This is a genomic window from Polymorphobacter fuscus (assembly GCF_011927825.1).
Taxonomy (GTDB): domain Bacteria; phylum Pseudomonadota; class Alphaproteobacteria; order Sphingomonadales; family Sphingomonadaceae; genus Sandarakinorhabdus; species Sandarakinorhabdus fusca.
Genome location: NZ_JAATJI010000002.1, coordinates 472,669 through 485,695 on the forward strand (window position 1 = coordinate 472,669; position 13,027 = coordinate 485,695).

Here is a 13,027-nt window from a genome sequence, read left to right on the forward strand (position 1 = left end):
GATCGGCCGCGCTGGTCGAGCCGGATCGTCCGGCCTTCGCACGCCGAACGATGCGACTACCCGAGCATCTCGTTTGCCGCGGTGACGATCTGGGTCGGAATGTACGGCTTTTTGAAGAAGCGGGCGCCTTCCACCAGGTCGGGAATGTCGGGGGCATAGCCGGTGGCGTAGATGACGCCGATGCCCGGGCGCAGGGCGCGGGCCTCGCGCGCGATGGTCCAGCCGGTCATCGGGGTCACCAGCTTGATATCGGTGAACAGCAGTTCGATCGGCGTTTCGCTGGCGAGATGGGCGAGGGCGGTCTCGCCACTGTCGGCTGTCAGCACCGCGAACCCGGCGTCTTCGAGGTCGATGACGAGCATTTCGCGGACAAGGGGTTCGTCTTCGACGACAAGGATGGTTTTGGGCATGACTGCTATCGGCCTTCCATGGCGCGGGGGAGATAAACGCTGATCGTGGCACCTTCGCCGGGGGCACTGTCGATCGTGACACTGCCTTTCGACTGGGTGACAAAGCCATAGACCTGGCTGAGGCCGAGGCCGGAGCCGCGACCCAGCGTCTTGGTCGTGAAAAAGGGTTCGAAGATGCGCTCGCGCGTCGCCTCGTCCATGCCCTGGCCGGTATCGGTGACCTGCAGGACCACGCGGTCCCCGTCGGGATCCGGCTGGTTGCGCGTCAACACCCGCAACTGGCCACCATGGCGCATGGCGTCGCGGGCGTTGACGAGCAGGTTGAGGACGGCGTTTTCCGCCTGGCCGGTATCGATCTGGACAGGCCAGAGGTCGGGCGCCAGCGCGACATCGACCGTGATCGACGGGTCGATCATGCTGTTGAAAAGCGTCAGGATACGATCGGTGATCGCGTTCAGGTCCGACAGCGCCGGCAGCAGCGGCTGCTGGCGGGCAAAGGCCAGCAACTGGTCGGTCAGCCGCGCCGCCGATTGCGCGCCGGTCATGGCATTTTCCAAGGCCGGCAGGGTAATCGAATCTTGGCCCGACAGGCGCCGGGCACGATCGATATTGCCGATCACGACGGTCAGCAGATTGTTGAAATCATGCGCGATTCCGGCTGTCAGCTGGCCGACGGCGTCCATCTTCTGGGCCTGGCGCAGCATGGCTTCGGCGCGCATGCGTTCTTCGGTTTGCGCTGCCAGCGCCGCCAGCGCCGTGTCGCGCTCGTCGATCCGCAATTGCAATGCCGCATTCGCCGCCTCCAGCTGCGCTGGCGACGGCAGCGCCAGCGTGCGCGGCAACAGCGGCCACAGCGCCACGGCGGTGGCGACGGAGATGATCGCGGTCGCCAGCTTCAGCAGCGCCTGGGCGCCATAGTCGGGGTTCCACAGCGTCCAGATCGCCATGAAATGGGTGGCGCCGCACGCCAGGATGAACGCCACGAACAGCCAGGCGATCCACCGGAACCGCATGTCCGGCCGCCGCGTCAGGAACACGGCGAGTGCAACGGGGATGGAGAAATAGGACAGGCCGATGACGGCATCGGCAAGGACGTGCGTCCAGATCAGCACCGGATCCCACAACAGGCAATAGCCGTGCGGCGCCAGCCCCGTCGACCCGAGGAGCTTTTGCAGATACGCGACCATTCTCCCCCTGTGCTCCTGTCGCGTGAATGATATTGCGAATGCGTATTAAGGCCCGGAAACGTGCGAACTCCTAACGGGTTCCCGCAGAAAACGCATCATGCATCAAGGGCTTCGGCATCGACGCGGTCAGCATGCGCCTGGATGAAGGCAAAGCGGTGTTCCGGATGGCGCCCCATCAGCCGCTCGACAAGGTCGACAACGGCCGCACGCGCGTCGACGCCATCGGGCAGCACGACGCGCAACAGGGTGCGTTTGGCGGGGTCCATGGTCGTTTCGCGCAACTGTTGCGGCGCCATTTCGCCCAGCCCCTTGAAACGCCCGACCTCGATCTTGGTCTTGCCCTTGAAAATCGTGTCGAGCAGTTCCAGCCGGTGGGCGTCGTCGCGGGCATAGGCAACGGTGCCGCCGGCGGCGAGGCGATAGAGCGGCGGCAGGGCGAGATAGAGCCTGCCGTCGCGCACCAGCCCCGGCATTTCCTGGAAGAAAAAGGTCATCAGCAGCGTCGCGATATGCGCGCCATCGACATCGGCGTCGGTCATGATGACGATGCGTTCATAGCGCAGCGCAGCGGCGTTGTATTGACCACGCGTGCCGCAACCGAGCGCCTGGATGAGGTCGGCAACCTCGCTGTTGGCGCCGATCTTGGCGGCGTTGGCGCTGGCGACGTTGAGGATCTTGCCGCGAATCGGCAGGATCGCCTGGGTCATGCGCTCGCGCGCCTGCTTGGCACTGCCGCCCGCCGAATCGCCTTCGACGATGAACAGCTCGGTGCCGGCGGCGTCGTCGCGGGCGCAGTCGGTCAGCTTGCCCGGCAGGCGCAGGTTGCGTTTGCTGGTGGCGGTCTTGCGCTTGACGTTGAGCTCGGCACGGCGGCGTAGCCGGTCCTCCATCCGCTCGACCACAAAGGCGAGCAGGGCCCGCCCGCGATCGCCCGATCCGGTCAGCCAATGATCGAAATGGTCCTTGATGGCGTTTTCGACGAGCCGGGTCGCTTCGGGCGAGGTCAGCCGGTCCTTGGTCTGGCTCTGGAACTGCGGGTCGCGGATGAACAGCGACAGCATGATTTCGGCGCCGGTGAAAACATCCTCGCCGGAAAGCTCGCCGGCCTTCTTGTTGCCGGTAAGGGTGGCGAAGTTGCGCAGGCCCTTGGTCAGCGCGGTGCGCAGGCCGGTTTCATGGGTGCCGCCGTCGGGCGTGGGAATGGTGTTGCAATAGAAACTGGCGGCGCCCTCGCCATATTGCGGCCAGGCGCAGGCCCATTCGACCGCGCCCTTGCCATCGGCAAGATCGGCGCGGCCGGCAAACAGGTCGGGCGTCACCATCTCGCGGTCGGCAAGGCGTTCGCGCAGATGGTCGGCGAGGCCGCCGGGAAACTGGAAGACGGCGGTGTCGGGCGTGTCGCCATCGGCGATGAACGACCGCCAGCGGATCTCGACGCCGCCGAACAGATAGGCCTTGGAGCGCGCGAGCTTGTACAGGCGGGAAGGGCGGAACCGGGCATCGGTGCCGAAGATCTGCGTGTCGGGCAGGAACCGGATCGTCGTGCCGCGGCGGTTGGGGGCCGCACCGACCTTTTCCAGCGTCGTGACCGGCAGCCCGCGCGAAAAGCGCTGTGCGTGGAGTTCGCGGTTGCGCGCCACTTCGACGGTCATGTCCGACGACAGCGCATTGACGACCGAAATGCCGACGCCGTGGAGGCCGCCCGACGTGGCATAGGCCTTGCCGGAGAATTTTCCGCCCGAATGGAGCATGGTCATGATGACTTCCAGCGCCGATTTGTCCGGAAAGCGCGGATGCGGGTCGATCGGGATGCCGCGGCCATTGTCGGCGATGGTCAGGCTGCCATCGGCCTCCAGCGTCACTTCGATGCGGCTGGCATGGCCGGCAACGGCCTCGTCCATTGCGTTGTCGAGCACTTCCGCGGCGAGGTGATGAAGTGCACGCTCATCGGTGCCGCCGATATACATGCCCGGGCGCCGGCGGACGGGTTCGAGACCCTCCAGAACCTCGATATGGCTGGCGTCATAGTCGCTGGGGGCCGCGGTGGCGGCGAACAAATCGCTCATGGCCGGGTTATAGGAGGGCGGGCATGCCGCGAACAGGGGGGAAGAACAGGGAGCGAACGCGCCACACCAGGCGCTGCCCTCGTATTTTTACGGTCCATGCATTTTTGGCTTGCAAATCGCTGTGCTGCAGTGCACAAAGATCAGGCCATCATGGCGATCCTCCCCAAGGATAAACTTCAAGGGCCGGTGCAAACGCACCGGCCCTTTTTTCTTGGAGAATGACGGTTTTTTGACAGCTTTACGGCCACAAGACGGCGAAGTGGCGCGTTCAGCTGTCCGGCCGACTGCAATGTTGCGCTGCAATAGCGAGCGCTAACATTATTTGGCATTTTTTAACGCAGGATCGCGCCCTGGCGCGCCTGCCGACGCGAAAACGCCCGGGACAAGCCCGGGCGCGGGTGAATCGCAACGCATTCCAAGCGACCGCGAGTCGGGCCGCGGCGTCTGCCGCCGCGGCCCGCCCCTGGCCGTCAGACGCTGTAGTACATGTCGAATTCGACCGGTGCCGGCGTCATTTCCCAACGCATAACATCCTGCATCTTCACTTCGATGTACGAATCGATCTGGTCGTCGGTGAAGACCCCACCCTTGGTGAAGACAGCGCGCGACCGGTCGAGCGCCCCCAGAGCTTCACGCAGCGAGGCGCAGACCGTCGGGACCTTCTTCAGTTCCTTCGGCGGCAGGTCATAGAGGTTCTTGTCCATCGGCGCGCCCGGATGGATGCGGTTTTCAATGCCGTCCAGCCCGGCCATCAGCAGCGCCGTGTAGCAGAGATAGGGATTGGCCATGGCATCGGGGAAGCGGACTTCGACGCGCTTCGCCTTGCCGCCGCTGCCATAGGGGATGCGGCACGAGGCCGAGCGGTTGCGCGACGAATAGGCGAGCAGCACTGGCGCTTCGAAGCCCGGGACCAGCCGCTTGTAGCTGTTGGTCGACGGGTTGGTGAAGGCGTTGCAGGCCTTGGCGTGCTTTATGATACCGCCGATGAAGAACAGCGCCAGTTCCGAAAGGCCGGCATAGCCATCGCCGGCGAACAGCGGCGTCTTGCCGTTCCAGATCGACAAATGGGTGTGCATGCCGCTGCCATTGTCGTCCTTGATCGGCTTGGGCATGAACGTCGCGGTCTTGCCATAGGCATGGGCGACCTGGTGGACGACATATTTGTAGACCTGCATGCGGTCGGCCGTCGTCGTCAGCGTGCCGAAGGTCAGGCCGAGCTCGTGCTGGGCGGCGGCGACTTCATGGTGATGCTTGTCGCAAGGCAGCCCCATTTCGATCATCGTCGCAACCATCTCGCCGCGCAGATCGACGGCGCTGTCGACCGGGGCGACGGGAAAATACCCGCCCTTGACGCGCGGGCGGTGCGCCATGTTGCCGCCTTCATAGACCTTGCCCGAATTGCCCGGCAGCTCGATGTCGTCGAGATGGTAGAAGCCTTCGCCGTAGCCGAGGCCGAAGCGGACATCGTCGAAAACGAAGAATTCGGCTTCCGGCCCGATGTAGATGGTGTCGCCGATGCCGGTCGACTTGAGATAGGCTTCCCCGCGCTTGGCGGTCGAGCGCGGATCGCGGCTGTAGAGCTGGCCCGTCGACGGTTCGACCACATCGCAGACCAGGATCAGCATCGGCGTCGCCGAGAACGGATCGATGTAGACTGCCTCGAGGTCGGGCATGAGGATCATGTCGGATTCGTTGATCGCCTTCCAGCCTTCGATCGACGAACCGTCGAACATGAAGCCGTCGGTCAGCATGTCTTCATCGATGACGCTGGAAACCATGGTCAGGTGCTGCCACTTGCCCTTGGGATCGGTGAACCGCAGATCGACCCATTCGATCTCCTTTTCCTTGATCATGTCGAGGATGCCGGCGACGAGCTTTGCCATGAAATCAGTCCCTTGGTTTTCGTTTAAGAAGAAACACTGCGATCAGATCGCGTCGGAATCGCGCTCTCCGGTGCGGATGCGGACGGCACTTTCGATCGGCGATACGAAGATCTTGCCGTCGCCGATGCGGCCGGTGCGCGCAGCGTTGGCGATCGCCTCCACGACGCGTTCGACCTGGTCGTCATCGACGACGATCTCCAGCCGCACCTTGGGCAGGAAATCGACGACATATTCGGCGCCGCGATACAGCTCGGTATGGCCCTTCTGGCGGCCGAACCCCTTGGCTTCCGTAACCGTTATTCCCGATACGCCGACTTCGTGCAGCGCTTCCTTCACTTCGTCGAGCTTGAAGGGCTTGATGACCGCCTCGATCTTTTTCACCACACACCCCGTTGTTTTGCCATTCGAGAAGCAATTTTCATGCCAGCCGGACCATAGCGCAGGAATCCGGGGAGAAACGCAAATTTTGCCGGGTATTTCCGCCCGATCCTTGCGCAAAACACCAGCGACTGCCCGAAAAACGGGCATCGGCCATGAAAATCATACTGTCGTGGCGTAGCCGCCGTCGACCGTGAGCACGCTGCCGCACAGGAATGCCGACGCCCGGCTGCCCAGGAACAAAGCGACGCCGCCCATGTCGTCGGCATCGCCCCGCCGCTGCATCGGCGTTGCTGCCAGCGATCCGGCGGCAAACTCCTCGGCGATGGCCGCGGTCATTTTCGACGGGAAGTACCCCGGCGCAATTGCGTTGACGGCAATGTGTCGGCCCGCGAGGTTCTTCGCCATCATCCGGGTCAGGTGCAGCACGGCGGCCTTGGAAGCGGCGTAGCTGTAGGTTTCGATCCCCGACACATGCTGCCCGTCGATCGAGCCGATGTTGATCACCCGGGCATAATCATCGGGCCGGGCCGCCGCCTCGAGCAGCCCGATCAGGCGCTGGGTCAGGAAGAAGACCGACTTGACGTTGATGTCCATGACCTTGTCCCAACCGGATTCCGGGAAACTGTCGAAGTCCGCGCCCCAGGATGCGCCGGCGTTGTTGAACAGCACATCGACCTTCGGTGTCAGCCTGGCGACCTCGGCGGCAAAACGGTCGATTTCGGCCATCTGCGAAAGGTCGGCGGGGATTGCATGGGCGGCGCTGCCGAGCTGCGCTGCCAGGCCTTCGACATCGCTGGCCTTGCGGCTGGTCAGGATAACCGTCGCGCCATTGTCGACATAGGCGCGGGCGATCATCTCGCCGATGCCGCGGCTGCCGCCGGTGATGACGACGGTCTTGCCGGCGACGGAAAAGAGCTGGTCGATCTTCAAGGGGGGGCCTTTCGGGGTCAGACAGGTTCGCCGGCCGCACGGGCGCGGGCGAGCGATGTGGATTCGGCGCGCGGCAGGCCGCGGATGGCAAGGACCAGCAGCAGCCAGACCACCGGGGCGGCAAGGAAGGTGCAGCGGATCGCGAATTGCAGGTCTCCGGTGGCGTCGCTGATCAGCCCGACGACATAGGGGCCGTTGCCCAGCCCCAGCATCGTCGTGCCGAGGAAGAACATCGCGCCGGCCGTGCCGCGCATGCGCGGCAGCACCAGGTCCTGCATCGATGCGGTGACGCCGCCGAGCCAGAAGGTGCTGATCAGGTTGGTGAGGAAGATGGCGATGTAGAAGGCGTTGAGGTCCTGCGTCCAGAAGGCGAAGATCGACACCGGCAGCGGCAGGATCGACGCGAGCAGCGACACGACCAGCCGGCCGCTCGGCGACCGCTTGCGCCAGGCGTCGCCGATGATGCCTCCCAGCGACGTGCCGACCCAGCCGCCGATCGCCGAACCAAGGCCCAGGAACAGCCCCGCGGTTGCCGGCGTCGCGCCCAGGTTGCGAAAGGCGTAGATATAGACCCAGGCCCCGACGGCGTAGCTGCCGAAGGAGATCAGTGTCCCGGCGCCGGCGGCCTGCAGGAAGGTCGGGGTGCCCCAGGTCAGCGCGAACAGCGGCTTGTCACGGACGGCGAGCGACTGCGCCCAGCTGGTGACGCCGTAAACGCCAAGGGCCATCGACGCCCATTGGATGGCATTCGACGTCAGGGGGATGCCGCCGATGCGGGCCAGCACTTTCAACTTTTCCGCCGGTATCAGCGAATCGGTCCACATCGTCAGCAGGATGGCGGCGATGACAACCGCCACGATGGCCAGCAGATTGGCGCGGATGACTCCGGCGCTGGCACCGGCACGGCGCAGCCCGATCAGTGTGAAGGGCGGCAGCACCGTGCCCAGTTCGGCGATGGTCTTGCGGAACGGGTGCGGCTCGCGCGGGCCGGCCGGCAGGCCATCGGCATAGCCGCGCGGCGGCTCCTTCAACGTCAGCACGAGCAGCGCCAACAGCACACCGGGCAGGCCGATGATGAGGAACGCCGCCTGCCAGCCGGCGAGGCCGAGCGGGGCCGTGCCGGGCGCAAAGGCATTGTTCCAGCCTTCGACGACGACGCCGCTGATGGCGAACGACAGGCCGGCGCCGATGAAGATGCCGCTGGAATAGATCGCCAGCGCGGTGGCGCGCCGCGCCTTGGGAAACCAGTCGCTGATCAGCGAATAGGCGGCCGGGCTGGCGCTCGCCTCTCCCACGCCGACGCCGACGCGGGCGGCGGCGAGCCCGCCGAAATTGGTCGCAAAGCCCGACAGCGCCGTCATTCCCGACCAGACGGCGAGGCCGAGCGCGATGGTGCGGGTGCGCAGCCACGTGTCCGCCAGCTTGCCCAGCGCCAGGCCGAACAGACCGTAGAAAAGCGCAAAGACCGTTCCGGACAACAGCCCCAGCTGCCCATCCGAAAGCCCCAGGTCCTTCTGGATATAGGGCCCCAGGATGGTCAGGATCGACCGGTCGATGAAGTTGAAGATATAGACGACCATCAGGACGCCCAGCACATATTTGGCATAGGCGCCGCCAACGGGCGGCAGGCCGGGGCGGGCGACGTCAGCTGCAGTCGATGACGTCTCGCGGCCGGTCATGCATATCCCCACGGCTACGGCCTTTGCGGCCTTGTTGACCTTGGGTAGCAGCGGCGGGGCAGGGTGGAAAGATGCCGCGCATCCACCGGCACAAAAGGCGGTGAAAGGTTCGGGGCGGTCAGTCGGCGGCGCGCGCGATCGCCGATGCCGGGGCCTGTGCGGCGCTGACGCCGATGGCCATGGTCGCGGTTGCCGCGGCTATGACGAGCAGCGGTCGGCGATAGCGGCGCAACATGCCACGGCCCCAGGCGCCCAGCCTGGCGACGACATTGCTGAAACTGGCCTCATAGGGATCCATCACAGCCACCGATCGATCGAGTTTGCAATCGGAAGGCGGCCAGATCGACGCTCCCGGCACAGCAATGCGGCGCAAGGCGCGGAAATCATTAGACCCCCGATTCGCAGCCGTGGATATCACCATTCGGTCGCTGATGCCATGGCTGTTGCGATGGCGATACGACCCGTGGGACCAGCCGATCCTTGACCAATAAGGTGATGCCAAAGGACGCGGTCTTACAATGGTGGCGGCACCACCCTAGATTGCAGCCATTCCGGAGGAGGATTTCATGTCGAACTTGGCAGTCGTGACGTTGGCGGGCGGGTGCTTCTGGTGCACCGAGGCGGTTTTCAATGAATTGCGCGGGGTCGAAAGCGTGGTTTCGGGTTATATCGGCGGCAGCGTCGACCACCCGACCTATGAGCAGGTTTGCAGCGGCCGGACGGGCCATGCCGAAGCCGTGCGTATCGCCTATGACCCCGACGTTGTCGGGCTGGACGACTTGCTCGACATTTTCTTCCACACCCATGACCCGACGACGCTCAATCGTCAGGGCGCGGACACCGGCACCCAGTATCGGTCGGCGATCTTCCCGGCCGATGCTGCCCAGCGTGACGCGGCGGAAGCCGCGATCCGCCGCAACCAGGCGGTGTGGGACGCACCGATCGTGACCACGATCGAACCCGACAGCACCTGGTATCCCGCCGAGGATTATCACCAGCGCTATTTCGAGCGGAACGGCACCGCCAACGGCTATTGCGCCGCGGTGGTGGCGCCCAAGCTGGCCAAGTTCCGCAAGGGCTATGCGGCACGGTTGAAGCGCACCGCAGCGAGCGTGTAGCGGAGCGTCAGGTTGCCAGGCGCAAGACGGGTCGGCGGGGTCTTCCCCGCCGACACCGGCTTATTTGGCGCGATACCGCCCGTACCAATCCGTCACCGCCAGGATCGATGCCAGCCACTGCGACGGCCGCCCCATGCCATGGCCCGCCTCCGGCAGGCGCACCATTCGCGCGTCGATACCGCGAACCTTGAGCGCCTGGTAATAGGCTTCGGTTTGGGCGATCGGGGTGCGCCAGTCGGCGTCGCCGTCGATCAGCAGCGTCGGAGTCTTGACGCTGCCGACCATGCTCAGCGTCGATCGCTTCCAATAGTCCTCGTGATTGTCCCAGGGCCGGCCCGGCACCCAGTTCTGCAGCGTCACCGCGACGATATCCGATGTCAGCCCCTGCACCGTCCAGTCGGTGACCGGGCGCAGCGCCGCCGCGGCGCGGAAGCGGTCGGTCTTGGCGATGGCGTTGGTGGTCAGCACGCCGCCGCCCGAACCGCCGCCGATGAACAGGTTGTTGGCGTCGACATAGGGGCGTTTGACCATCTCATCGACGCCGGACATCAGGTCGGCATGGTCGTCGCCGGGGTAGCTGCCGCCGCGCGACGGATCGATGCCGTTGGCAAAGGCCTCGCCATAGCCGATCGAGCCGCGCGGGTTGGAAAACAGCACGATATAGCCGGCAGCGGCATAGATCTGGTGGGTGACCGAGAAATAGGGGCCATAGTCGCCATTGGGGCCGCCGTGGATCTCCAGTGCGAGCGGGTATTTCTTGGCGGGGTCGAAGTCCGGCGGATACTGCACCCAGCCTTCGATGGGCAGGGCGCCGACGCTCGAGCGCCAGGTGACTCGTTCCAGCTTGCCGATGCTCTTGCTGGCGCGCCAGTCGGCGTTGAAATCGACCTTGCCGACCAGATGGCCCTGCCGCTCGATGGCGAGTGCCGCCGGCCGATCCGCCTCGGCGCTGGTATAGGCGAAGGTGCCATTGCCTTCCGACCAGTTACCGCCGGAGGAGGGCAGATACAGCCGCGTGCCGCCGACCTTTTCGACAATCACCATCGGCCCGAACTTGTCGGTATCGGCGTTGACCGAAACCCGCGCCACGCGGGTGAAGCCGGCATCATTGTAGAAGATATACAGACCCTTGCCGTCCTTTGCCCATTTGGCGTCGATGATCGGGCGGTCGAGCCGGGCCGTCAGGTTCCGCGCCGGGCCGCCGGCCATGGGCCGGATCCACAAATCGGGCTGGATGTAGAATTTGGTGCTGGTCGGCGCGCCGACCCAGGCGATCATCTTGCCGTCGGGCGACACTGCAGGCTGTTCCTCGCTGCCATCGATGTCGGTCAGCCGCACCGGGGCACCGCCGCTTGCCGCGATGCTGTAGAGGTCCGATTCGGCTGGCAGCATGTCGGCGCCGGGGCGCAGCCGTGTCGCATAGACAATGCGCTCGCCGTCGGGGGTCCATTCGATTGCCGTGCTGGAAATCTGGTCGGTGTCGCCCTTGGTCAATTGCACCGGCGCGGCGCCATCAAGGGTGGTGACGAACAACTGCTCGGCGCCCGGCGCGATATAGCCGCTGCCGTCGTTGCGATAGCGGAAGCTGTCGATGACCTTGGGCGCCGTCGCCCAGGTTGCGCCTTCGGGCTTTGCCGGCATGCCGGGGATGGTCACGACCGGCGATTCGACCCGGCCGACAAAGGCAATGCGGCTGCCATCGGGCGACCAGGCGATGCCGCGAGGACCGACCTTGCCGCTGGTGACCATCCGCGCCGTGCCGGTGGCGATGTCCATGACCCAGAGCTGCGGCTTGCCTAGGAACGGCGCAACATAGGCGATGCGCTTGCCATCGGGGGACCATTCGGCGCCACCGGCCTTGGTGGCGGCACCGGCCAGCAGCCGCTGGTCGATCTTTGTACCGCTGACCGTCGCCAGCCACAGCTCCCCGGTGCGGGTGTCGCTCTGGATGTCGAAGGCGGCACGGGTGAAGACGACATGGTTGCCATCGGGCGACACCTTGGGGTCGGTGACCATCGACAGGCGGTAAAGGTCGGCGGCTTCGAAGGGTGTGGCGGCGATCGCCGGCGTCGCGGCAGCAAGCAGCAGGGCAAGGAGATGGGGCTTCACCGGCGGTCCTGTCGGTTTTGAGGATGGCTGCCGCCTTATTCCCGGTCATGCTGGCCATTGCCAGAGCCCCGATCAGGATTTGCCGAAAAATGACCACGCAATTCGACCAGTGGCGCGCCCGTTCCCCCTATTATGACGAAAGCCATGAGGCGGTGGCTCAGAGCGTCCGGCGGTTCATGGCGCAGGAAGTGCTGCCCCACATCGACCGATGGGAGGCGGAAGGCGAACTGCCGCGATCGCTGCACCGAAAGGCGGCGGAGGCCGGCGTGCTCGGGCTCAACTATCCGGAGGAATTCGGCGGGCACAGCGAGGGCTTCGACATTTTCCATTCGCTGACCCAGTCGGAGGAGATGGCGGCCGCGGGCGCCGGCGGGCTGGGCGCGTCGCTGATGACCCATGGCATCGGACTGCCGCCGATCCTGGCGCTCGGCAGCGCGGATATGAAGCGCCGGATCGCCCCCGCGGTGCTGTCGGGCGACAAGATCATCGCACTGGCGATCACCGAGCCATCGGGCGGCTCCGACGTTGCGCAACTCCGGACCAAGGCGGTGCTGACCGGCAACAAATATGTCGTCAACGGGTCGAAGATGTTCATCACCTCGGGGATGCGCGCCGACTATATGACCGTGGCGGTGCGTACCGGCGGGGACGGCATGGGCGGCATCTCGCTGATGCTGATCGAAACCGACCGCCCCGGTGTCTCGCGGACCCGGCTCGACAAGATGGGCTGGCGCTGTTCGGACACGGCCGCCGTGCATTTCGACAATGTCGAAGTGCCGCCGGAAAACCTCATCGGGCCGGAAAACGGCGGCTTTGCCGGTATCATGCGCAATTTCAACGGTGAGCGGCTGGGCATGGCGCATGGCTGTTGCGCCATGGCGCGGGTGGCGCTGGCCGAGGCGGTCGAATGGGCGACGACGCGCGAAACCTTCGGCAAGCGGCTGGCGCAGCATCAATCCATCCGCATCAAGCTGGCGGATTGCGCCCGGCAGATCGCCGCCACCCAAGCCTGGGTCGATCTTTGTGCCTGGCAGGTCAAGACGGGCAAGGGCCTGCCCGCCGATTTCGCCATGCTGAAGGTGCAGGCGACGCGCATGCTCGAACATGTCGCGCGCGAGGCGGCGCAAGTCTTGGGCGGCGCCAGCTACATCACCGGGTCGAAGGTGGAGCGCATCTATCGCGAGGTCCGCGTCAACGCCATCGGCGGCGGCAGCGAGGAGATCATGCTCGATCTGGCGGGGCGCCAGCTGGGTTACAACTGACC

General features: G+C 65.2%; 11 protein-coding genes. 2 read left to right on the forward strand and 9 right to left on the reverse strand.

Annotated features, from left to right (window positions below):
• Positions 1–56: 56 nt before the first annotated feature.
• From GGQ62_RS15560 to GGQ62_RS15595, 8 genes are all read right to left on the reverse strand, one after another.
• Positions 57–410: a response regulator gene (locus GGQ62_RS15560; protein ID WP_152577851.1), complete on the reverse strand. Its 354-nt coding sequence runs from the start codon at positions 408–410 to the stop codon at positions 57–59.
• A 5-nt stretch (positions 411–415) separates the two neighbouring features.
• On the reverse strand, positions 416–1,597 hold the full coding sequence (locus GGQ62_RS15565; protein ID WP_152577850.1) for a sensor histidine kinase: 1,182 nt from the start codon (positions 1,595–1,597) through the stop codon (positions 416–418).
• 95 nt (positions 1,598–1,692) lie between these two features.
• Positions 1,693–3,663, reverse strand: coding sequence for a DNA topoisomerase IV subunit B (parE, locus tag GGQ62_RS15570; protein ID WP_167649704.1), 1,971 nt, complete (start codon positions 3,661–3,663; stop codon positions 1,693–1,695).
• Positions 3,664–4,133: 470 nt separating this feature from the next.
• A complete protein-coding gene (gene glnA, locus GGQ62_RS15575; RefSeq protein ID WP_152577848.1) occupies positions 4,134–5,546 on the reverse strand; it encodes a type I glutamate--ammonia ligase in 1,413 nt (470 codons plus the stop codon).
• A gap of 42 nt (positions 5,547–5,588) precedes the next feature.
• Positions 5,589–5,927, reverse strand: a complete 339-nt coding sequence (locus GGQ62_RS16505) for a P-II family nitrogen regulator (protein WP_152577847.1) — start codon at positions 5,925–5,927, stop codon at positions 5,589–5,591.
• Positions 5,928–6,086: 159 nt separating this feature from the next.
• The gene (locus tag GGQ62_RS15585; protein WP_152577846.1) at positions 6,087–6,857 is read right to left on the reverse strand and encodes an SDR family oxidoreductase; all 771 of its coding nucleotides are present in this window, start codon (positions 6,855–6,857) and stop codon (positions 6,087–6,089) included.
• Between the two features lie 17 nt (positions 6,858–6,874).
• A complete protein-coding gene (locus GGQ62_RS15590; protein WP_152577845.1) occupies positions 6,875–8,536 on the reverse strand; it encodes a spinster family MFS transporter in 1,662 nt (553 codons plus the stop codon).
• 118 nt (positions 8,537–8,654) lie between these two features.
• Positions 8,655–8,843, reverse strand: coding sequence for a hypothetical protein (locus GGQ62_RS15595; protein ID WP_152577844.1), 189 nt, complete (start codon positions 8,841–8,843; stop codon positions 8,655–8,657).
• 259 nt (positions 8,844–9,102) lie between these two features.
• Between GGQ62_RS15595 and msrA the strand changes: the two genes are divergently transcribed.
• Positions 9,103–9,654, forward strand: coding sequence for a peptide-methionine (S)-S-oxide reductase MsrA (msrA, locus tag GGQ62_RS15600; RefSeq protein WP_152577843.1), 552 nt, complete (start codon positions 9,103–9,105; stop codon positions 9,652–9,654).
• Positions 9,655–9,714: 60 nt separating this feature from the next.
• On the opposite strand, the gene GGQ62_RS16725 is transcribed toward msrA, so the two are convergent.
• Complete coding sequence (locus GGQ62_RS16725) at positions 9,715–11,763, reverse strand: S9 family peptidase (RefSeq protein WP_152577842.1); 2,049 nt, start codon at positions 11,761–11,763, stop codon at positions 9,715–9,717.
• A gap of 89 nt (positions 11,764–11,852) precedes the next feature.
• Here GGQ62_RS16725 and GGQ62_RS15610 point away from each other — a divergent pair, with 89 nt between their 5' ends.
• Positions 11,853–13,025, forward strand: a complete 1,173-nt coding sequence (locus tag GGQ62_RS15610) for an acyl-CoA dehydrogenase family protein (protein ID WP_152577841.1) — start codon at positions 11,853–11,855, stop codon at positions 13,023–13,025.
• Positions 13,026–13,027 lie beyond the last annotated feature (2 nt).